The sequence below is a fragment of the Marinobacter sp. AN1 genome, assembly GCF_026013985.1.
Taxonomy (GTDB): domain Bacteria; phylum Pseudomonadota; class Gammaproteobacteria; order Pseudomonadales; family Oleiphilaceae; genus Marinobacter; species Marinobacter segnicrescens.
The window spans coordinates 3,335,991-3,356,169 of record NZ_CP110342.1; the positions used below are offsets into that span (position 1 = coordinate 3,335,991).

Annotated in this window: 20 protein-coding genes; 7 read left to right on the forward strand and 13 right to left on the reverse strand. The window is 59.0% G+C overall.

The features are described from left to right. Positions 1 to 2 precede the first annotated feature (2 nt). The 3 genes from LJ360_RS15305 to LJ360_RS15315 are packed head-to-tail and all read right to left on the reverse strand — an operon-like array spanning position 3 to position 2,379. The gene (locus LJ360_RS15305) at positions 3 to 1,343 is read right to left on the reverse strand and encodes a sensor histidine kinase (RefSeq protein ID WP_091849997.1); all 1,341 of its coding nucleotides are present in this window, start codon (positions 1,341 to 1,343) and stop codon (positions 3 to 5) included. Continuing rightward, positions 1,343 to 2,011 carry a response regulator transcription factor gene (locus tag LJ360_RS15310; protein ID WP_091849999.1) on the reverse strand — a complete coding sequence of 223 codons (669 nt, stop codon included), beginning with the start codon at positions 2,009 to 2,011 and terminating at the stop codon, positions 1,343 to 1,345. Before LJ360_RS15310 ends, LJ360_RS15305 begins: the two co-directional genes overlap by 1 nt. After that, complete coding sequence (locus tag LJ360_RS15315; RefSeq protein ID WP_091850195.1) at positions 2,008 to 2,379, reverse strand: PepSY domain-containing protein; 372 nt, start codon at positions 2,377 to 2,379, stop codon at positions 2,008 to 2,010. Before LJ360_RS15315 ends, LJ360_RS15310 begins: the two co-directional genes overlap by 4 nt. A gap of 150 nt (positions 2,380 to 2,529) precedes the next feature. Between LJ360_RS15315 and LJ360_RS15320 the strand changes: the two genes are divergently transcribed. Next, positions 2,530 to 2,997, forward strand: a complete 468-nt coding sequence (locus tag LJ360_RS15320; protein WP_091850001.1) for a hypothetical protein — start codon at positions 2,530 to 2,532, stop codon at positions 2,995 to 2,997. 26 nt (positions 2,998 to 3,023) lie between these two features. Here the strand turns inward: LJ360_RS15320 and LJ360_RS15325 are convergent, their stop codons facing one another. Continuing rightward, positions 3,024 to 4,517: a diguanylate cyclase domain-containing protein gene (locus LJ360_RS15325; protein ID WP_091850003.1), complete on the reverse strand. Its 1,494-nt coding sequence runs from the start codon at positions 4,515 to 4,517 to the stop codon at positions 3,024 to 3,026. A gap of 241 nt (positions 4,518 to 4,758) precedes the next feature. Between LJ360_RS15325 and LJ360_RS15330 the strand changes: the two genes are divergently transcribed. Then, entirely contained in the window at positions 4,759 to 6,714 is a 1,956-nt protein-coding gene (locus LJ360_RS15330) for an alkaline phosphatase D family protein (protein WP_264994429.1), read from the forward strand. A gap of 15 nt (positions 6,715 to 6,729) precedes the next feature. Here LJ360_RS15330 and LJ360_RS15335 read toward each other — a convergent pair whose 3' ends face one another. The 3 genes from LJ360_RS15335 to LJ360_RS15345 form a co-directional block, all read right to left on the reverse strand. Beyond that, a complete protein-coding gene (locus LJ360_RS15335; RefSeq protein WP_091850007.1) occupies positions 6,730 to 7,461 on the reverse strand; it encodes an LrgB family protein in 732 nt (243 codons plus the stop codon). Further along, positions 7,454 to 7,834 (reverse strand): CidA/LrgA family protein, encoded by a 381-nt coding sequence (locus LJ360_RS15340; protein WP_091850009.1) that lies wholly within the window; start codon positions 7,832 to 7,834, stop codon positions 7,454 to 7,456. The genes LJ360_RS15335 and LJ360_RS15340 overlap by 8 nt, the downstream gene beginning before the upstream one ends. 316 nt (positions 7,835 to 8,150) lie before the next feature. Continuing rightward, positions 8,151 to 9,503 (reverse strand): TrpB-like pyridoxal phosphate-dependent enzyme, encoded by a 1,353-nt coding sequence (locus LJ360_RS15345; protein ID WP_091850011.1) that lies wholly within the window; start codon positions 9,501 to 9,503, stop codon positions 8,151 to 8,153. 239 nt (positions 9,504 to 9,742) lie between these two features. Here LJ360_RS15345 and LJ360_RS15350 point away from each other — a divergent pair, with 239 nt between their 5' ends. Continuing rightward, positions 9,743 to 10,297, forward strand: a complete 555-nt coding sequence (locus LJ360_RS15350) for a hypothetical protein (protein ID WP_091850013.1) — start codon at positions 9,743 to 9,745, stop codon at positions 10,295 to 10,297. Between the two features lie 75 nt (positions 10,298 to 10,372). Here the strand turns inward: LJ360_RS15350 and LJ360_RS15355 are convergent, their stop codons facing one another. Further along, entirely contained in the window at positions 10,373 to 11,167 is a 795-nt protein-coding gene (locus LJ360_RS15355) for a Crp/Fnr family transcriptional regulator (protein ID WP_177186020.1), read from the reverse strand. A 706-nt stretch (positions 11,168 to 11,873) separates the two neighbouring features. Here LJ360_RS15355 and LJ360_RS15360 point away from each other — a divergent pair. Together LJ360_RS15360 and LJ360_RS15365 are read left to right on the forward strand one after the other, a co-directional pair. After that, positions 11,874 to 13,961: a catalase gene (locus LJ360_RS15360; protein WP_091850017.1), complete on the forward strand. Its 2,088-nt coding sequence runs from the start codon at positions 11,874 to 11,876 to the stop codon at positions 13,959 to 13,961. A 115-nt stretch (positions 13,962 to 14,076) separates the two neighbouring features. Continuing rightward, positions 14,077 to 14,673: an HD domain-containing protein gene (locus LJ360_RS15365; RefSeq protein ID WP_091850019.1), complete on the forward strand. Its 597-nt coding sequence runs from the start codon at positions 14,077 to 14,079 to the stop codon at positions 14,671 to 14,673. A gap of 67 nt (positions 14,674 to 14,740) precedes the next feature. Here LJ360_RS15365 and LJ360_RS15370 read toward each other — a convergent pair whose 3' ends face one another. The 3 genes from LJ360_RS15370 to LJ360_RS15380 form a co-directional block, all read right to left on the reverse strand. Beyond that, positions 14,741 to 15,178: an RrF2 family transcriptional regulator gene (locus LJ360_RS15370; RefSeq protein ID WP_091850021.1), complete on the reverse strand. Its 438-nt coding sequence runs from the start codon at positions 15,176 to 15,178 to the stop codon at positions 14,741 to 14,743. Between the two features lie 76 nt (positions 15,179 to 15,254). After that, positions 15,255 to 15,614: a YbaN family protein gene (locus LJ360_RS15375; RefSeq protein WP_264994432.1), complete on the reverse strand. Its 360-nt coding sequence runs from the start codon at positions 15,612 to 15,614 to the stop codon at positions 15,255 to 15,257. A gap of 115 nt (positions 15,615 to 15,729) precedes the next feature. After that, positions 15,730 to 15,963, reverse strand: a complete 234-nt coding sequence (locus LJ360_RS15380; protein ID WP_245742519.1) for a hypothetical protein — start codon at positions 15,961 to 15,963, stop codon at positions 15,730 to 15,732. 267 nt (positions 15,964 to 16,230) lie between these two features. On the opposite strand from LJ360_RS15380, the gene moaA reads away from it, so the two are divergent. Further along, a complete protein-coding gene (moaA, locus tag LJ360_RS15385; protein WP_091850023.1) occupies positions 16,231 to 17,223 on the forward strand; it encodes a GTP 3',8-cyclase MoaA in 993 nt (330 codons plus the stop codon). A 3-nt stretch (positions 17,224 to 17,226) separates the two neighbouring features. On the opposite strand, the gene dauA is transcribed toward moaA, so the two are convergent. Next, positions 17,227 to 18,978: a C4-dicarboxylic acid transporter DauA gene (gene dauA, locus LJ360_RS15390; RefSeq protein ID WP_091850025.1), complete on the reverse strand. Its 1,752-nt coding sequence runs from the start codon at positions 18,976 to 18,978 to the stop codon at positions 17,227 to 17,229. Positions 18,979 to 19,169: 191 nt separating this feature from the next. Between dauA and LJ360_RS15395 the strand changes: the two genes are divergently transcribed. After that, positions 19,170 to 19,349 carry a ribbon-helix-helix protein, CopG family gene (locus LJ360_RS15395; RefSeq protein ID WP_091850027.1) on the forward strand — a complete coding sequence of 60 codons (180 nt, stop codon included), beginning with the start codon at positions 19,170 to 19,172 and terminating at the stop codon, positions 19,347 to 19,349. Positions 19,350 to 19,625: 276 nt separating this feature from the next. Here the strand turns inward: LJ360_RS15395 and LJ360_RS15400 are convergent, their stop codons facing one another. After that, positions 19,626 to 20,171: a nitrous oxide reductase accessory protein NosL gene (locus LJ360_RS15400; RefSeq protein WP_091850029.1), complete on the reverse strand. Its 546-nt coding sequence runs from the start codon at positions 20,169 to 20,171 to the stop codon at positions 19,626 to 19,628. Between the last annotated feature and the right edge of the window lie 8 nt (positions 20,172 to 20,179).

A 20,179-nucleotide genomic window follows, 5' to 3' on the forward strand; every position in this document is an offset into this window, starting at 1 on the left:
CCTCATTCTCCGGGAATGGAAACCGTCACCCGCAATCCACCGAGGGGCGAGCGGCCCAGGGTCAGACTGCCCCCATACAGGGCCACTAGGTCCCCGACAATTGCCAGGCCGAGGCCCGAACCCGGGCGGGTTTCGTCGAGGCGCACCCCCCGGGCCAGGGCCTGGTTGCATTGCTCTTCTGACATGCCCGGGCCATCATCCTCTACCTGTAACTGACACCCTGTGGTGCCGGCGTCTTCCACGCTCAGTCGCACCCGGCTTTCGGCCCAGTTGATCGCATTTTCCAGCAGGTTGCCGGCGAGTTCCTGCAGATCCTGCCGCTCGACTCTTACCGGCCTGGCCTCGCTCAGTACGGACTCGAACGCCAGTCCGCGGCGAGAGGCCAGGGTCCTGAGTGCCGCCAGGACCGGCTCCAGGGCCTCTTCCACATTGACCGCGCCACCGAGACCCGCAGGCCCGGCGGCAGAAGCCCTGGCCAGGTGGTGGCGAACAGCTTCATTCAGGCGTTGCAGTTCGGCCTGGAATGCGCCTTGCTGATCCTGGGGCAAGCGCTCGCTCAGTGTCTGCAACACGGAAACCGGGGTTTTCAGGGCATGGGCCAGGTTACCTGCCGTTGCCCGCCCCCGCTCGATCAGTCGCTGATCCCGCTCAAGAACCAGGTTAATTGCCTGTGCCAGCCGCGCGAGCTCTTCTGGCAGGTCCGTGTCCAGTAATTGTTGCTGGCCTGCCTCTACCCGCCCCAGGCTCTGTTCCAGCCGTCGCAGCGGCCTCAGGCCCCAGTGGACCTGCATCCATACCATTGCCAGCAGCAATACACCGAGAGTCGCCAGGGACCCGGCAAGCAGCGCTTCAAAACGATCGACCTCCTGGTTAACCCCGGACAGGTCAGCGGCCACCGACACCTGCACGGTAGAGGGTGCGTTGGCCAGCCGTACCTGCCGGGAGACGACTCTTAGCGCCTGCCCCTGCGGTCCGGACGTTTCCTGAAAGGACAGCCCGCCCGCCTGCGGCACCGGCAGACGCAGGTCCCAAAGGGAGCGGGAGGTAGTAACCCGGTCATCCTGGTCCCTTACCTGCCAGTACCAGCCGGAATAGACCCGGGTAAAACGGGCATCACCAAGCTCCCGCTCCATCGCCAGGCGATCCGATGCGGGAACATAGACGGTTCCGGCAATGACAATATCCAACAGGGATTCAAGCCGGTCATTGAAGGACGTATTCACTGCCTCGCGAAAGTTCCAGGCCAGAACACCCCCCGCGATGGGCAGCACCAGGAGCATCAGAACCAATGCCGATACCACCATTCGGGTCGCAACCCGCCACTGCCTCACACCGGGAAGCATCAGGCAGGTTCTCCCCCTGCCATGCGGTAGCCCTGCCCCCGAATGGTTTCAATCGTACTGCTACCAAGCTTGCGACGAAGCCGGCTCACCTGGACATCGATAACATTGGAATCCGGCTCCTGGTCGCCATCATAGACATGCTCCGACAACTCCGTACGGCTCACCACCCGTGGCGCGGCATGGATCAGGTGCGACAGAAGCCGGAACTCCTGGGCGGTCAGGGCGACCGGCATACCTGACCGGGTAACCTGGGCGGCATGGGTATCCAGGGCAATGTCGCCAACACGGATGACCGGGTGGGCATGACCATGGGCCCGACGAACAAGGGCACGCAACCGGAACAGTATCTCGGCTGTTTCAAAGGGCTTGGTGACATAGTCGTCGGCACCTGCGGAAAATCCCGCGGCCTTGTCAGACCAGCGCTCCCGTGCTGTCAGGATAAGTACCGGCAAGTCGATACCCTGCTCCCGCCAGCCCGAAAGCCACTGGGTTCCATTGCCATCCGGCAGCCCCAGGTCCAACACCACGGCATCATAGCGCTCGGTACTGACCTGGAAATCCGCCGTACGGCCATCCGCTGCGACCTCCACCAACAGGCCCGCATCCCGTAACGAGGTAGCAAGCCCTTCCGCCAATGCTTTGTCATCTTCTACCAGCAGGATTTTCATCGACGCTCCATAGTCCTGAGGTTACGCCCTTCGACTTCCAATACTTCCCCGGTACGGGCGTCGATCTCGAACTCGGCCACCTGTCCATCAGGACCCAATAGTTCGATCTCATAGATGATGGCACCGTCGTCATCCTCGATCTCCACGTCGATCACGTCCCCGATCCAGTCCCTGGAAAGGCTCTCCAGGATCTCCCCGAGGGGCTTGATCCTGCCAGCCTCAACCTCCCGATGGAGGCGTTGCCAGTCTTCATCGTCGTCTGCAATGGCGACAGGACTGGCAACAACAGCCAGCACGAAGGCGGCTAAAACAAGCCGTGCTGATGCCCGGATAAAGGAGCGAATGATATAAAAACTGTAGCGGGTCATAACCATGATTCTGACAAAGCCCGGATGAACGCAACATGAACGGCACCATCATGCTCCTGCAAGACCGCCTCCCTTAATCTGCACCCAGGTTGGCGGAAATCACCCCGCCCCTCCGATGAAAACACCCTGTGTACGAACAAGGAGCTTACTATGAAAAAGATGATAGCACTCACGCTGGCCGGCACCCTGGCAGCCTCTCCGCTGGCCTTTGCCAAGGGCTCCCTTGACGACGCCGAGACCGTCCTGAACGCTGGCAGTGATTATGGCATTACCCAGTTCACCAACCTCGAATTCGATGATGACCGGGATGACCCGTTTGAAGTCGAAGGCTGGGTTGATAACGAGTGGTACGTCGAACTGGAGTTATCCACTGACGGCACTATCGAACGAGAGAAGCGTCGTAAACGTCAGGGCCAAGCCTCAGGACTCTCCGCCGATGATATCCGGAGCTACCTGGATGCCGCCAGCAGCGAAGGTATGCAATACATCGAAGAGCTGGAAGTACGCTCCGGCGGTCGGGTTGAAATCGAGGGCGAGGACAGCAATGGCCGCGAACTGGAAGTGGAGTTCCGCAATAGCAGCCTCAGTCCGTTCAAGGTCGAGCGGGACGACGACTGATCCCGAAACCCTGAGCCGGCCTGGTTTCAGGCCGGCTCATCCACGCAGCTTATCCTGCTCTGGGCGCCATCCCCGGAAATGGCCCAGGTATTCTTGCCCTTGTCCTTGGCAACATACATGGCCAGATCCGCCGCTTTCATCAGATCCTGTTGCCGACAGCCATGATCCGGGTACAGGCTGATGCCGATACTGAACGTGATCTCGAACGCGTGACCATCCACCTTTATCGGCGCACTTGACGCTTCCAGCAGCTTTTCCGCGACACGTACAGCATGGGCTGGCCGGTCAATGTTCTGAACCAGCACCACAAATTCGTCCCCGCCCAACCGGGCCAGTACATCGTGATCCCGCAACACACTCCGTAACCGGCTGGCCACCAGTTCCAGCACCCGGTCACCGGTGTCATGTCCCCAGGTGTCATTCACTTCCTTGAAGTGGTCCAGGTCGATAAACATGATCGCCGGTTTGTGTCCTGTGCGGTCCACTGACGCAATGGCCTGCTCAAGGAGATCCGCCAGCAGATTGCGGTTGGGGAGGCCTGTGAGGCTACAGTGGGTTGCCAGGTAGTGGGCTCGCTCTTCAGCCTGGCGGCGTTCCTCTTCCTTCTCGAACGTTTGCAGGGCATAAGATACGTTGTCCGCCATTCGTACCAGCAACCCGATGATTTCTTCGTCAAAGGCGTTGCGTTCACGGGAACACAGGTGCAAGGTCCCGATAGATCGGCCATTCCTCAGAATCGGAACAGCAGCCGCTGACTTCATGCGGGTTTTTGTTCGCACCGTGCTGTGCCAGAAACGGGTGCGCTCATCCTTCAGAAAATCATCCGTCACCTGCGGTTGACCACTGCGAAACGCTCTGCCGTTTAACCCCTGCCCTTCAGGTCTTCCGGGGTCGGTAGAGATGACCACATTTTGTGTGACGTCTCTACCAAACCCGGCCATGGCCCTCGGTATTAGCTGATCAGAGCCGGGTTCCGGCATCAGGACGACCGCCGTGGTCATACCACCGCTTTCGATCGCGGCGTCACATACCGCCTGGAAAAGTTCATCAGGAGAAGAACTGCGAATGATCGCTTCGTTGGTAGCACTCAAGGCGGCATAGATTCTCTTGGCGCGCAGTGCCGCTCTTTCAGCAAGAACCTGGGGAGTGACTTCCCGGGACACAATAACCACGACTTCCCTGCCCTGAACGACGGTGTAGCGGAAATGCGGCTCCCACCAGCCCCTTCGCGAACGGTCCTTGCTTTCCATAAGCCGGGGCTCATCGGTAAAACCTTCGTCGCCTGCATCACGGGCTTTCTGATAAATCTCGGAGACAAGGTCACGATCCTGAAGGGTCAGCGCAGACGCTTCCATCTCCAGCAGCTCATGGCGACTATAACCGGTCATCGTGCAGGTGGTTTCGTTAACGTACAGGTAACGATGGGTATTGAAGTCGCTGACCAGCAAACAATCCGGCGAGGAGTCCAGAAACTCCTGCAGATTACTCAGCAGAGCCTCACCAAAACTGTCTTCAGCCATCCGCGCCTCCCCACTCAGGGCATTCTTGTAATGTTAGTCATTGCCCATCAGGAAAGATTAGCCTGTTTATTTCCTGAGTAAAACGCTGAGGTTTATTTTTGACAGCTTTTCACAGTCTTCACGACAAATTGTCGACTGATCTCCCTGAACGACTGTCACTGTCTTTGCCCTTGCAGTCCGCGCTCGCCGCAGGGACACTCAACAGTCGATCATCCTGACCAAATAAAGGAAACCACACATCTTGGCGGAACAAGCTCGAGGTTTCGACCTGCACGAACAGGTTCCGGTCTACGCCGGCCCCATCCTGCGCCGGGCAGAACCCCGACGATTGTGTCTGTGGCTCGCCGCAAAGCCGGACCTGACCTTCAGGCTGCGGGTCACCGACGCAAAACAACACTGCCTGACAGATCGTGCTGTCATGGCGAAGGAAATCACCGAGATTCCCATTGGCGCCCACGCGACCCTATGGCTTCTCGAGATCATCCTGAGCGAGCCATTACCTGAAGCCTGCTTCCTGCACTATGACCTTGGTGTGCGAGACAGGAACGGCACAGATACACCCTGGCAGTTCACCCGCCAGTGGGCGCCCCACCTGTGCCAGCCTGGCCAGCCGGCGCCCCGCTTTGTCCTCAAGACGACCATCGACCGTTTGCTGCATGGCTCCTGCCGGCGCCCGCACCACCCCGCAGCGGACGGACTGTGCCGGGTTGACCGGGAACTTGCCAGCGCCCAAGACGCCAGCGGCTACCCCGCCCTGCTGATGCTGTCCGGTGACCAGGTGTATGCGGATGACGTGGCCGGCCCGATGCTGCATGCGATTCAGTGCGTCATCCGCACGTTGGGCCTGTTCCAGGAGGAAATTGAAGGTGCTGACGTAAACCACAGCGAGCAGCTCTTTTCCCATCAAAAGAGCTTTTACCGGCGGGATGAGCTACTTCCCCAGTCCCACTCCAGCGAAGCCCTCGTGGAAAAGTTCTTCGGCGGGGTTCGCAAGCCGGTCTTTACCACCGCCAGCGCGGGCAACCACCTGATCTCCTTTGCGGAAGTCATCGCCATGTACCTGCTGGTCTGGTCCCCTGTTCCATGGCGCTGGGTCACAGACGATGGTCCGCAGCTCGATGATTCCCTGCAGCACCGTTACCAGCAGGAAGCAGAGCACATCCGGCACTTCCGTGACGGCCTGGAATCGGCGGCCAGGGCGCTGGCAAGCGTACCTGTGTACATGATCTTCGACGACCACGATATTACCGACGACTGGAACCTCTCCGCCCTGTGGGAGAGTACAGCCTACGAACACCCCTTTTCCCGGCGGATCATCGGCAATGCCCTGATGGCCTACCTGGTCTGCCAGGGGTGGGGCAACGCCCCGGAGCGGGTAGAGCCGCTGATCCGCAAGCTGCATCCGGTGCTGGACGTTGAGCGCCGTGGAGATGGCGTACTCAATCGTCAGCCCCAGGACCAGCTGATTACAGAGTTACTGGCGTTCAATAACTGGCACTACACCCTGTCCACCGTTCCGAAGATAGTGGTACTGGACACCCGGACCCGTCGCTGGCGCAGTGAAATCACTCGCTCCCGCCCATCCGGGTTGATGGACTGGGAAGCTCTCACGGATTTCCAGCACGAATTGCTGGACCAGCATTCCGTGATTGTGGTCTCACCCGCGCCGATGTTCGGGGTCAAGCTGATCGAGGTTATCCAGAAGGTGTTCACCTGGTTTGGCAGACCCCTGACGGTCGACGCCGAGAACTGGATGGCCCACCGGGGAGCGGCCAATGTCCTGCTCAATATCTTTCGCCACAGCGGCACCCCCGACAATTTCGTTATCCTTTCCGGGGACGTGCACTATTCCTTTGCCTATGATATCCGCCTGCGCCACCATCCTGAGACGCCCCGCATCTGGCAAATCACCAGCTCCGGGATACGCAATGAATTCCCCGACCGCCTGCTGGACTGGCTCGACCGGCTGAACCGCTGGCTGTATGCCGCCCGGTCACCGCTGAACTGGTTTACCAAGCGCCGTCGAATGCGAATCTACCCCCGGCTGCCTTCGGGGCGCAGCCACGGAGAAAGGCTCTGGAACCGGTCGGGTATTGGCGAGGTAAGGCTGGACAGTGAGGGCGCCCCCAGGGAAATCCGGCAGCTCAATGCTGACACCGGTGAAACCCGCTTCGAGGCGGCCCGAACCCGGGTCTGACCCGCGCCCGGCCTGTTACAAGACGCCCTCTATCCAGTCTACGATCCAGGGAACCAGCATGGCAGTGGCGAAAGCGGACAGAGCCATGGCCAGTCCCGAGAACGCGCCCATCTGCTTGCTCACCTGGAATGCCCGGGCTGTACCAATGCCATGGGCCGCCACGCCCATGGCAATACCCTTCACGCTGTCGTCCCGAATGCCGAACCATTGAAACAGGCGCGTCCCCAACACAGCGCCCACAATCCCGGTAACCACCACCAGGACGGCCGTCAGGGACGGCAGTCCGCCGATGGCATCAGAGATACCCATAGCCACAGGTGCGGTAGCCGATTTTGGCGCCAGCGACAGCTGGGTCTGGCTGGTAGCGCCCAATACCCTTGCCAGCAGGATGGAACTGACCGCCGCGAAGACAACACCGGAGACAATGGCCAGGCTGACCGGCAACCAGAGCTGGCGGAGGCGGGAGAGCTGCTCGTAGAGTGGGACCGCCAGCGCCACCGTCGCCGGCCCCAGCAGGAAATGGACGAACTGGGCACCTTCGAAGTAATCCTGGTACGGGATGCCACTGACCAGCAGAACCAGGATAATCAATGCCATGGCAACGAGTACCGGGTTCAGCAGGGGCGAACCACCAGCTCGCTGATAAATCCGGAAAGCTGCAAGGTAAGCCAGCAGGGTCATGGTGAGCCCAAGCAATGGCGAGGCAGCCAGGTAAACCCAGATATCCGCCAGGTCCGGCTCATTCATGGTCCTTTTCCTCCGTCCGGTAACCTGGCACCAGCCAGCGGGTGGCCAGCATCATCACGGCTGCTGTTACCAGCATGGTCAGCACCGTGGTGACCAGCAGCACAGCCACAACCGGCAGCCATTCTGCCATCAGCCGGTCACCATGCACCATCACGCCCACCCCGGCCGGCACGAACAGAAGGGATAGATGGGCCAGCAGCCCGGAACTGGCCGTAGCCAGGGATTCCGAAACGCCTTTACGAGCCAGCAGGAAAACGAACAGCAGGATCATGCCCAACACGGGCCCGGGTACAGGCCAGGCCAGCAACCTTACGGTCACCTCGCCGATCAGCTGCAGCACCAGTAACAGGGTTACGCCCACCAGGAAACTCATACCGGCACCCTGTTAGAAATGAGAAGTATTTTCGAAATCATCGTTTGCAAGTTGCCTCGTCATCCAGACCCGACTGGCAGTAACCGCCATGATACCGGACGCCACCCAGGCCCAGACAAGCATTGAACGGGCGCTGCGCTTCTTCCAAAGTCTCCTGGACCAGCCACTTACGATAAGCTGAGGCAAGACTGTCCTATACGTTCTGAACAAGTCCCGTGAAACATAAAAACCCGCCAACCGAACTGCTCACAATCATTGGACAGTTCAGCTGGCGGGTTCTTGTTTTCCTCAATAACAGCGAGCCTCGCTGGCGACCTTACACTGACGGCAGCCCCGACAGGGCCATACCCAGCTCGGCATCGTCATATTCGTAGTCACCCAGCTCACCGGCGAAGTAAGCGGTATAGGCCGCCATATCAAAGTGGCCGTGACCACAAAGGTTGAACAGGATCACCTCTGAGGTGCCTTCCCGCTTGCAACGCAGGGCTTCCTCAATGGCGCCCTTTACGGCGTGGTTGGCTTCCGGTGCCGGCACAATGCCCTCCGCCCGGGCGAACATCACACCCGCCTCAAAACACTCGCGCTGGGTGTAGGCCGTGGCCTCGAACAGCCCCAACTCCTTGGCATGGGAAACCATCGGTGCCATGCCGTGATACCGCAGGCCGCCGGCATGGAAGCCCGGAGGCGTAAACTGGGAGCCGAGCGTATGCATCTTGGTCAGCGGAGTCATATGGGCGGTGTCGCCGTAATCATAGGCGAACTTGCCCCGGGTCAGGGTCGGACAGGCGGACGGTTCCACCGCCACAATACGTGGGCTTTCCCCGCCACGCAGGGCATGGCCCATGAAGGGGAAGGCGATACCAGCGAAGTTCGAGCCGCCACCGGTACAACCTACGATGACGTCCGGCCAGGCGTCTGCCATTTCCATCTGTTCCATGGCCTCCAGGCCGATAATAGACTGGTGAACCAGTACATGGTTCAACACCGAGCCCAGGGCATACTTGGTGTTCGGGTCCTGGACCGCCAGCTCAACGGCTTCTGAAATCGCAATGCCCAGGCTGCCGGTATGGTCCGGATTTTCCGCCAGGACCTTGCGCCCGAATTCAGTCAGGTTGGAAGGCGACGCAACGCATTTGGCGCCATAGGTTTCCATCACCGCCCTGCGGTAGGGCTTCTGGTCGTAGGAAACCCGCACCTGAAAAACGTTGACGTCCATATCAAACAGGGAGCCGGCAAAGGCCAGTGAGGTGCCCCACTGGCCGGCACCGGTTTCGGTGGTCAGCCGGTTGATCCCTTCCTGCTTGTTATAGAACGCCTGGGGGATCGCCGTGTTGGGCTTGTGGCTACCTGCCGGGCTGACGCCCTCGTACTTGTAGAAGATCTTCGCCGTCGTACCCAGCGCCTTTTCCAGGCCGTGGGCCCGGTACAGGGGCGCCGGACGCCACAGTCGGTAAACCTCACGTACCGGCTCGGGAATCTCGATTTCCCGCTCGGTGCTTACTTCCTGCTCGATCAGCGCCCTGGCAAACAGTGGTTCCAGGTCTGCAGGGCCAACAGGCTCTTTGGTAGCCGGGTGGAGTACCGGGGCCATAGGCTCGGGGAAGTCTGCCTGGATGTTGTACCAGGCTTTCGGCATGCGGGTTTCGTCAAGGATGTATTTTGTTGTCATTGGTTCGGGTTCCTTACAACGCGATTGCAGAGATGCCCACATTACCATATCGGATGGCCGCCGGAAGTGCTCCACAGCAATATCCGGCACTGGCCACAAAGGACTGCCGACGCTGATTCATTACCAAATGTTCGATATCGGCCATTTCCAGCTCTGTTAACCTTGGCGTCAGTTTCCTTAAGGAAACCGGGAACTTCCCGCAGACTACCAACGCACAACAAACCGTAAGGGTGTGTCTTATGAAAAACGGACTTCGCGGGCTGGCAGCCGCCGTTGCCCTTTTCCCTGCCGCTTCCATGGCAGAGAACCTGAGCTACAACTACCTGGAAGGTGGCCTTGCCTTCTACCCGGACTTCGAATCCCAGGATTTCATCGGGCTGGATACCCGGGGCTCCGTAGCTCTGAACGAAAACATCTTTGCCTTCGGCGGTTTCAAATACCTGACCGATGACGTCGACCTGACAGCCCTGCACGCTGGCGCCGGCTATCGCCATGGACTGGATGCCCGCACCGATATCTGGGGCGGCCTGACCATGGAATACCAGGAGTATGACTGGGACCGGGGTGGTGAGGTGGATGACACCGGCCTTGGCCTCCGTGCCGGCCTGCGTCACCAGCTCAACAACGATCTGGAACTTGGCATTGGCGGCAGGGTGGTGAGTGGCGACCTGGACTATGTGGGCTTCACGGGCACTGCCCGCTACGCTATCGAGCCTGACTTCAAGCTGTTCGCCGAGCTGGACGTCTATGACGGTGAGCCTGGCATTCTGGGTGGGGCAACCTTCGAATTCTGATATCCATTTGTTCCCGGGCCCCAACTTCCGGGGTCCGGGAATCTGTACCTTCGGAACAATTGCCCCCGCAAATCATTAACCCGCCTCAAGCCAGGGTGAGACTCCCTCCCAGAGCGCCAGCTCTTTCAGCCCGTCCAGGTTGCGATAACGCAATCCCGCCGACGAATCCTCAATGAGCCCGTCTTCCTTGAGCTTGCTCAGGGTGCGGCTGACATGGACGATACTGAGCCCAAGGGTATCAGCAATGATCGCCTGGGGCAGCTTCAGGTTAAAGTCTCCATTGGCGGTGATCAGCGCTCGGTTCCTGGCACTCTCACTGACCGGATGCAGCTTGCTGGATGCCAGGGCCCGGCTTCGTACTTCGAGCAGAAAATGCGCGATGCGCTGGCTCGCCGGACTATGGGCTACCCCCATCAACCTCTTGGTGAGAATCGCGTGCTCTTTGGCAATGCATTCAACCAGTGCCCGGGAGAGTGCCGGCTCGGCATAGCACTGACGGGTAAAATCATCGACGGGATAGGCAACCAGTTCCGCCTGGGTCAGTGCCGAAACACTACTGACGAAGCGACGCTGGGTGAGAGCTTCCAGCCCTGCAAAGTCCCCCGGAAAGGCCAGGTCAATAATCTGCCTGCGACCGTCTTCATCATAGCGGAATGAAAAACACAAGCCGCTCTTTACCACAAAGACATGACCGGCTGCGTCCCCTTCCGCGTACAGGTTTTCCGATTTGAAGACACTGACTGAAATAGAACACATATTACAGATACTGAAAGGGTCAACGGATTTACCGGCATCGGCCTGTCCACTTCTTTCCTTCAGGGCTTCAGGAATTCTCCAACCCATAACGACCTCGATCTTTTTTTCAGGCACACAGTGATTCCACGCGGGCGACATACCAGGCGCCCCTCCGGACAAAATGAAACCCTATTTCATACAGCGGGTTAGTGGATAACCAATGAAAGCAGATTAAAAACAGCATCCCACCAGTGATGCCCATAGGACCAACGTTAGCGTATTAAAAACAATTATCAACGATAATTTTATGCCGCCAAATGCGGCACAATATATGTTAATGCGAGACCGCCCCTTATCGGATATTATTCCAGAATCATTTATTTATTTGATATTTTTTGGGTGGCCGTCACCGCGAACAGAAAGCAGCGCCAGGAACGTTCAACCAATCCAGTCATCCCCCTTGTTTATACTCTTGCAACCACCGCTGCCTGATGCGGCACCGGTAACGTCCTGACGTACGACGGGACGTGTCCTTCGAAGTCGAATAACCATAATTTTACATGAAGATTAATTAAGGTCGGCCCAAGTGTACGGAGGCTGTTTTGCCTCAGGATAACCAGTTTCCTCATCACTTCTATCGCAACTCAATACAGTTAAACGCTGCCCGAATTCGCCGTTATTAACTCATGTTATGAGCGGCCGTCGTGGATCACTTTTTCCTTCCGTAACCATCTGAACGTTCCTCACACTGCGTTAATGAAGCCATTTGCCACGGCGCCCGCGTTGTCCGACGCTGACCCGGTAACCAGCACTTGCGAATGGACACCACAAGGAGCAAACCATGGCAGAGCGATTCACTTTCACAAACCGGGGCAAGGGTGGAGAGACTCACCAGTCGGCAGGACAGGGCACCCCGGTCATGACAACGCCACAGGGGGCCCCCATTGCCGATAACCAGAATTCCCTGAAAGGCGGCACTCGCGGTCCCACTCTGCTGGAGGACCATATTCTCCGGGAGAAACTCTTCAAGTTTGACCACGAACGCATACCGGAGCGGGTAGTACATGCCCGGGGCATGGGCGCCAAGGGCTATTTCGAGAACTATGGCGATCTGTCAGATATTACTTGCGCCGATATCTTCCAGCGGGCCGGAGAGCAAACCGAGGTGTTCGTGCGCTTCTCCACGGTGGCTGGAAACAAGGGTTCGGCCGACCTGCCCCGGGACGTCCGTGGCTTTGCCACCAAGTTCTACACCAAGGAAGGCAACTGGGACCTGGTGGGCAACAACATTCCGGTGTTCTTCATCCAGGACGCCATGAAATTCCCGGACCTGGTCCACGCAGCCAAGCAGGAGCCGGACCGAGGCTTCCCCCAGGCCCAGACCGCCCACGATAACTTCTGGGATTTTGTGACCCTCACTCCCGAGAGTGTCCATATGCTGATGTGGGCCATGTCGGACCGGGCCATTCCCCGCTCGCTGCGGTTTATGGAGGGCTTCGGCGTGCACAGCTTCCGGTTTGTGAACAGCCAGGGGGAGTCGAAGTTCGTCAAGTTCCACTGGAAGCCCCTGCAAGGACTTCAGTCCGTGGTCTGGAACGAGGCCCTGAAGATCAACGGCGCGGACCCGGACTTCCATCGGCGGGACCTGTGGGAGTCCATCCAGAACGGTGACTACCCTGAATGGGAACTGGGCGTTCAGGTCTTTGATGACGACTTTGCCGACCAGTTCGAGTTCGATATTCTCGATGCCACCAAGATCATCCCGGAAGAACAGGTGCCCGTACGTCCCATCGGCAAGATGGTACTTAATCGGGTAGTGGACAACTTTTTCGCCGAAACCGAGCAGGTCGCCTTCTGCACCCAGAACATTGTGCGTGGCATTGATCATTCCAACGATCCCCTGCTGCAAGGACGCAATTTCTCCTACCTGGACACTCAGCTCAAGCGACTTGGTAGCCCGAACTTCACCAACATTCCGGTCAACGCCCCACGGTGCCCCGTCCACCACCTGCTTCAGGACGGGCATATGACCATGAAAAACCCCACCGGGCGGGTCAACTACGAGCCCAACAGCTGGGCCCCGGAGGCCGCCGGTCCAAGGGAGTGCCCGGAAACCGGGTTCCAGTCACACCCGACACCAGTGGAAGGCGTCAAGGAACGGGTCCGCTCGGAAACCTTCGCAGACCACTACAGCCAGGCCCGCCAGTTCTATATCAGCCAGACAGAGATTGAGAAGCGACACATCAAGAGCGCCTTCGTGTTCGAGCTGAGCAAATGTGAACGGCTGGATATCCGAGAGCGGATGGTGTCCCACCTGCTGAATATGGACAAGGACCTGGCCAGTGATGTAGCAGAAGGCCTGGGCCTGAAGGACATGCCAGATGCGGCAGAAGCGGCCATGACACCCCGCACCGACCTGCCGGAGTCGCCGGCACTCAGCATCCTCCTGAACGGTCCCAAATCGTTCAAGGGTCGCAAGGTGGGTGTTCTGGTGAGCGAGGGCGTCGACGCCGCCATCTTCAAAAAGCTCAGGGAAACCCTGGAGGGGGAAGGCGCGCGGCTGGCGGTGGTGGCCCCCACCATCGGCGGTGTAAAAGACAGTGACGGCAACCCGCTGGCTGCGGATGAGAAGGTGGACGGCGGCCCGTCGGTCATCTTCGACGCCGTTGCCCTGCTTCCATCCGACGATGGCGTAGACGACCTGGCCAGGGACGCCACCGCCCGGGACTTCGTCGACGATGCCTTTGCCCACTGCAAGTTCATTGGCTACACCCCGGCCGCACGCAAGTTGTTCGACAGCATCGGCATCACGGCGATGCTGGATGACGGCTGCATCCCCTTCAACGGCCCGGACGACACCGGCAAGTTTATCGAAGCCTGTCGCGATGTCCGCTACTGGCCCAGGGAGGAGAAGGTCGATCAATTCTGACGCCATGCCCCGTTCCGGACGCGGGACGGGGCGTTTTTCCCTTGTCGCGGGCGCGACTGGTTAGCTATAGTGATTTCAAACAACCACAATAACGTCTGCTGATGAGGATCCCCCTATGAACGACATGACGGTAGGCGCACCTGAACGCGCCAACTTCTCTGACATGAAAGAAGGCACCCAGGAAGACTGGGAGATTATCGGCGGCTGCTTCCGGGAATTTGCCAAGGGCCATCCTGACCGCATCCTGGAACACCTGAAACTACTGGGCGGTGACTTCGGTGGCTTCAAGGTGGACCGCCTTACCCACTGCTTGCAAACGGCCACCCTGGCCCACCGGGATAGCAAGGACGAGGAGTACGTGGTTTGCGCCCTGCTCCACGACATTGGTGACACCCTGGGCACCTTCAACCACGCTGATATCGCAGCCGCAATCGTCGAACCCTTTGTGTCCGAGGAAAATCACTGGATGGTGAAGCACCACGCCATCTTCCAGGGCTACTACTTCTTCCATCACCTGGGCATGGACCGCAACCTGCGCGAGCAGTACCGGGACCACCCTTACTACGAACGCACCCTGGAGTTTGTCAGCAAGTACGACTCCCCGGCATTTAACCCGGATGGTGAAACCCTGCCGCTGGAATTCTTTGAGCCCATGGTGCGCCGCGTTATGGCCAAGCCCAAGCGGTCACTGTACAAGGCCGTGTCCGAGTAGACCCGAACGGGAATAAAAAGGCCCGGTCAGGGAAACTGGCCGGGCCTTTCTGGTTCAGGATCCGTGTTCAGGCGATCTGAAGCAATCGTAACAACTGGGGCCGATGTCGGTCGGGCAAGACATCCTCAAGCGTGTACTCGTCCAGGGCTTCCAGGAACGCCTTCAGGGCGTGGGCAAAGGCTCCCTTGAGCCCGCAAACCGGGGAAATGACGCAGTGTCCTTCCGATGAAAAACACTCCACCAGGTCCAGGTCCTGCTCGGTTTCCCTTACCAGTACGCCAATATTGATGGTGCTGGGCTCACGATGCAGCCTCATACCACCGCTCTTGCCTCGCACGGTTTCGATGTAGCCTTTCTTGTTGAGCTGATGTACCACCTTCATCAGGTGGTTCTTGGAAATCTGATAGCTGTCGGCAATCTCCTGGATCGTGGAGAGCCGATCCCGCCGCATGGACAGGTAGATCAGCACTCGCAACGAGTAATCGGTGTAACGGGTAATGTGCATCTGGGACTCCTGAACCCTCGTTTTTCAGGGGACAACCCCCTGACACGTCATGCTGTCGGCCTGGTGAACAGAAAGATCACCAGGCCCGAAAAAATACACCAGTAATAGCCAGCACCAGTGGTTGTGCCTGCCACCACCATATGAACCCCCAACTGGTTGCCAGCAGGGATGCTGCCAGCCACTTTGCAGAAAGTGGCACGGCCTGTCTTTCACGCCAGTCGCGTATCAGCGGCCCAAACCGGCGATGGCCATGGAGCCAGCTTTCGAATGCCGGCGACCCACGACTCGCGCTCCAGGCGGCCAGTAACACAAAGGGCGTTGTCGGCAGCAGTGGCAAGACAATGCCTGCGACGCCCAGCCCCAGACTAATATACGCAAGCAACCGGTAACCGGTTTTGCCCATATTGGTTATCTCCGCCCCCTGCTCAACAGGCATCAGACTGTTACCCCTGAAAAGACAGCATCACCAAGGCCAGGTTCCGCAATGATGCCTGCCACGAGCGGGGTCCGCCTGCGACATTCAGTCGCAAAAACAACCACTTTACCCTAATTCAATGGACAGGTCTGCCCAGGGAATAAAGGGATACCAGCCGCGTGACATAGGAAAGCTTCAGCGTGGTCGCAAAAATCAGCGTACCAATATGGGCGCCGACCTGAGCCGGCATTGGCAGGCTCCCGGCCAGTGGGTATGCAAGCACAACGGTAGCAATCACCGCCATTACACTGGCCAACAATGCCCCGTTCGCGAACTTCAGAAGACGCTCCATAAATTGACTGTCTGCCATGCTGCCCCCTCTTATAACATTCACATGCAATACATGTATTAAAGCGCAAGCATTGTTAAGATGCAAGTGTTATGCATCTTATTGCGGATCTGGCTCTTATCCAGAGCGATAACTGACCAGTCGCCCAGGGGAGCTGCGCTAACGACGGACGGATACTTCGGGCAAGGTAATACTCCTGCGGGGGTATCGGATTCGCGTCCCAGGTTTGCCATACTTGGTCTAAGCTTGTTGATACACCTCGAGTTACCACAGGACAGGAAAGCAGACATGCCCGAATCCAGGTTGACTGACCGCTTTGGCCGCACCGTCAATTACGTGCGTCTGTCTGTCACTGACCGGTGTGATTTCCGCTGTGTGTACTGCATGGCAGAGGACATGACCTTCCTGCCACGCCAGCAGGTGCTGACCCTGGAAGAGATCGCACGGGTCGCCCGTACCTTCACGGAGCTGGGCACTGAGAAGATCCGCCTTACCGGTGGGGAGCCACTGGTCCGCAAGGATATTCTCGAACTGGTGAGGGAAATCGGCCGTTACGGCCTGCGGGACTTTGCCATGACGACCAATGGCAGCCATTTGCCAACCATGGCAGAGGATCTGCGCCACGCCGGATTGCACCGCCTCAATATCAGCCTGGATTCCCTGGACGAGGACAAGTTCCGCCGCATAACCCGTACGGGGCGTCTTTCACAGGTACTGGATGGCATCGACGCCGCTCGTGAGGCAGGCTTCCGGGGCATCAAGCTCAACACGGTCGTACTCAAGGGCCGTAACGATGAAGAGGTACCGGCGCTGGTCGACTTCGCACGTCGCAAGGGTGTCGATATTACCTTTATCGAGGAAATGCCCCTTGGCCAGATCACCGAGCACGACCGGGGCGAGGCCTTCTGCAGCAGTGATGAAGTCCGGGACATAATTCGCCGGCACCATGACCTGGTGCCAGCCACGGAAGACTCCGGTGGCCCGGCACGCTATTACCGCATGCCTGGCAGCAAGACGCGGGTTGGTTTTATTTCACCCCACTCCCACAACTTTTGCGCCACCTGCAACCGGGTTCGCGTTACCGTAGAGGGACGGTTGCTGTTGTGCCTGGGTAACGAGCACTCCGTCGACCTGCGCCGCGTCCTGCGCGGTAACCCGGTCAGCGACGACAAGCTCCAGCAAACCATCATCGATGCCATGGACCTGAAGCCCGAGAAGCACCACTTCGACCTCAACGGTGATGTCCAGATCCTGCGCTTCATGAACATGACCGGCGGCTGATATTCAGGTCGCCCCGTCTTCCCAGCGCAACGCCACGGCCCGGGCATCATCCAGCGTGCGGACATAGGTCAGCACCCCGGCCTGCTTGCGCACCCCGGCTCGTCTCAACTTCACGACAATCCTTGCTGGCAGTCCGGCGAGAATCAGGCTGACGCCCTCCCGCTGCATCTCTTCCATCAATGAACGCATGGCCACAAGGGCAGTGCCATCCATGCTGGGCACATCGTGCATATCCAGGATCACCGTGCGAACGTGTTTATCTACAACGTGCAGTGAACGCAGTGCGGTCTCCGCGACCCCGAAAAACAGGGGTCCGTTGATGTCATAGACCACCACCGATGCCGGCAATCCGTTCAATGAGGGATGGTGATCAGCCAGGGCGGGCTCCGTATGGGTGAGCAAGGCCATCCGCCGGATGAACAGGGCCGCCGCCAGCCCGACGCCTACGGCCACCGCCAGAACCATGTCAAACAGCACGGTCAGGCCGAAGCAGGTCACCAGGATAACCACATCTTCTGCAGGCGCCGACCGCAGGGTATGGACGAAGTGCCTCGCCTCACTCATATTCCAGGCGACAATGAACAGCAACGCCGCCAATGCCGCCATGGGCACCAGGCCAAGCACTCTCGCCAGCACTACCACCGATAGCAGTACTATAACGGCGTGCACCAGTGCGGCCACCGGCGACCGCGCCCCGCTGCGAATGCTCGTCGCGGTACGGGCCAGCGCCGCGGTCGCGGTGATACCACCAAACAGGGGCGCGGCAATATTGCCCAGCCCCTGGCCAATCAGTTCGGCATCCGGGTCATGACGGGTGCGGGTCAGCCCGTCCGCCACCACGGCACACAGCAGCGACTCAATAGCGCCGAGCATGGCAATCGCAAACGCCGGGCCCATCAGCGACCGGAACAGGTCAAAATTCAGCACAAGCGGCTGCCCATCCGGCCCGGGCAACTGCCACGGCGCCATAAACGTGGGCAACACCGGAGGAATGCCCTGGCCGGATTCGCCACCGGCCTCCCAGGTAAAGCGGGAAGCAATGGTCTCCACGGCCTGGGCACCGTCGCTTCCGAACATGGTGTTAACACCCCATGCTGCCAATCCGCCGGCAACAAGGCCTACCAGGGGCGCTGGCACCGGTATACCCAGTTTGGGCCAAAGCAGCATAAGGGCCAGGGTGAACACACCGATACCGAACTCAAACGGTTCCAGTGTCGGAAAGGACGACAGGATAATCCCGATGTTCTCGGTGAAATGCTCCCCCATGGGCCCGGTCGTCAGACCAAGGAAATCCGGCACCTGCAGCATGGCAATCACCACGGCAATGCCGGCGGTAAAGCCAAGCACCACGGGATAGGGCACGAACTGGATCAATCGCCCCATACGCGCCATGCCCAACGCCACCAGAAGCAGCCCCGCCATCATGGTGGCAATCAGCAAACCGCCCAGACCGAATTGCTGGACAATGGGAAAGAGGATAACGACAAAGGCAGCCGTCGGACCGGACACGTTAAACCGGGCGCCCCCGGTCAGTGCAATGATGGCACCGGCAACAATGGCGGTATACAAACCATGCTGGGGCGGCACCCCGGTGGCGATGGCCAGTGCCATCGACAGGGGCACGGCGACCGTCCCCACCGTCATCCCGGCCATCACATCCTGTCGCAACTCTGCAGCCCCGTAGCCCTCCCGCAGGGCCCCACGAAGCCCGGTGGCAATACCGGGAAGACTGACCGGAAACCGTTGACGCGCCATGGCAACCCCTCTGTCGGAAGCAGGCACCCGGCATAAGCGAGCCGGACACCCGGTAATTCGAAAGCAAACTATGTTAATCACATTAACATGTGGTTATTATGGTTCGCAAATGATTCGGCCGGAATCCGCATTGCCGGAATCGGCCAAAAACATTAACATTAAATGTTAATAGAACAGACAGGAGACGAGTGGTGGAAAAGAAGACGGCGCGGCTGACCCTGCTGATCGACCCGAACAAGAAGAAGGCGTTCGAGCAACTCTGCGCCTCACAGGACCTGACCCCGTCACAGGTGGTGCGGCAGATGATCCGGGAGTACTTGCGGGAGCATGGCGTGAGCTATGAAACGGAAGGCAGGAATCCGGAATCCTGAGGACTCTGGCGAACGGCGCGTCGGGGCGGGATTCAGGAGTTCACTTCAGTGGCAAACCTGCAATTTCGTGAGGCGGCCAGCAATCAAGTCCGGGCTCAGTGTCCCTGGGGGCTTTCAGAGCAGGGGCATGGATGCCCCGGAAGCGTTGGGGTGGCAGGACGCCCCTCCAACGCGGCGGCGAAAGCCCCCAGGGGCAATGAGCCTCCACCCAAACCCGCAGGCCTGAGAAAACAGGCCTGAGAAAACAGGCCTGCGAATCAACCATCAAAACAAACACTACATGGAATGAGAACCACCCATCCCGGAAGACATCCCACCTCCGGAACTCAGATGCTCCATCGTCACATCCGCAAAGGCCACAACCTCACCCCCGAATTCCGAGGCAAACGCCTCAGCCGCTGACTCCTCAGCAAAGGACGCCAGAGTGGGCCCCATGGCACCGGTACGCTCAGACCCGACCACATAGAACGCCTCACGGGCATCAATCAACGCCGCATCATCCGGCTTGTCCCACTCGGTCCCGGCCATATCGTGCACATACAGCACATGGTCACGGTTCACGTTCTCCGGCTGTAATACCCAGGAGAACATATCCTTGGTGGAGCAGAACTTGCGAACCTGCTGCTCCTTGCCGGAAATCGACTCACCCTTGGGCCCCGGGAAACGGGTGATCACCATGCCACAAACGTGGCACTCATCGCCGGACTCGAAATGAACCGGCTCAGGCTTTGCCTGGGCCGTTTCCTCCGACCCGGAACAAGCGGCCAGGGCGACCACGAAGGCCATGATTAAACCGGTGCGCACTACAAACGAAAGATTCATCAACAGAC

Bases quoted from the DNA above. Each gene is read 5' to 3' on its own strand.
- moaA (WP_091850023.1), top strand. From the start codon at position 16,231: ATGCCCGAATCCAGGTTGACTGACCGCTTTGGCCGCACCGTCAATTAC.
- LJ360_RS15325 (WP_091850003.1), bottom strand. From the start codon at position 4,517: ATGGCTGAAGACAGTTTTGGTGAGGCTCTGCTGAGTAATCTGCAGGAG.
- LJ360_RS15345 (WP_091850011.1), bottom strand. From the start codon at position 9,503: ATGACAACAAAATACATCCTTGACGAAACCCGCATGCCGAAAGCCTGG.
- LJ360_RS15360 (WP_091850017.1), top strand. From the start codon at position 11,874: ATGGCAGAGCGATTCACTTTCACAAACCGGGGCAAGGGTGGAGAGACT.
- LJ360_RS15310 (WP_091849999.1), bottom strand. From the start codon at position 2,011: ATGAAAATCCTGCTGGTAGAAGATGACAAAGCATTGGCGGAAGGGCTT.
- LJ360_RS15380 (WP_245742519.1), bottom strand. From the start codon at position 15,963: ATGGCAGACAGTCAATTTATGGAGCGTCTTCTGAAGTTCGCGAACGGG.
- dauA (WP_091850025.1), bottom strand. From the start codon at position 18,978: ATGGCGCGTCAACGGTTTCCGGTCAGTCTTCCCGGTATTGCCACCGGG.
- LJ360_RS15305 (WP_091849997.1), bottom strand. From the start codon at position 1,343: ATGCTTCCCGGTGTGAGGCAGTGGCGGGTTGCGACCCGAATGGTGGTA.
- LJ360_RS15340 (WP_091850009.1), bottom strand. From the start codon at position 7,834: ATGAGTTTCCTGGTGGGCGTAACCCTGTTACTGGTGCTGCAGCTGATC.
- LJ360_RS15370 (WP_091850021.1), bottom strand. From the start codon at position 15,178: ATGCACATTACCCGTTACACCGATTACTCGTTGCGAGTGCTGATCTAC.
- LJ360_RS15335 (WP_091850007.1), bottom strand. From the start codon at position 7,461: ATGAATGAGCCGGACCTGGCGGATATCTGGGTTTACCTGGCTGCCTCG.
- LJ360_RS15315 (WP_091850195.1), bottom strand. From the start codon at position 2,379: ATGACCCGCTACAGTTTTTATATCATTCGCTCCTTTATCCGGGCATCA.
- LJ360_RS15365 (WP_091850019.1), top strand. From the start codon at position 14,077: ATGAACGACATGACGGTAGGCGCACCTGAACGCGCCAACTTCTCTGAC.
- LJ360_RS15375 (WP_264994432.1), bottom strand. From the start codon at position 15,614: ATGCCTGTTGAGCAGGGGGCGGAGATAACCAATATGGGCAAAACCGGT.
- LJ360_RS15350 (WP_091850013.1), top strand. From the start codon at position 9,743: ATGAAAAACGGACTTCGCGGGCTGGCAGCCGCCGTTGCCCTTTTCCCT.
- LJ360_RS15400 (WP_091850029.1), bottom strand. From the start codon at position 20,171: ATGAATCTTTCGTTTGTAGTGCGCACCGGTTTAATCATGGCCTTCGTG.
- LJ360_RS15320 (WP_091850001.1), top strand. From the start codon at position 2,530: ATGAAAAAGATGATAGCACTCACGCTGGCCGGCACCCTGGCAGCCTCT.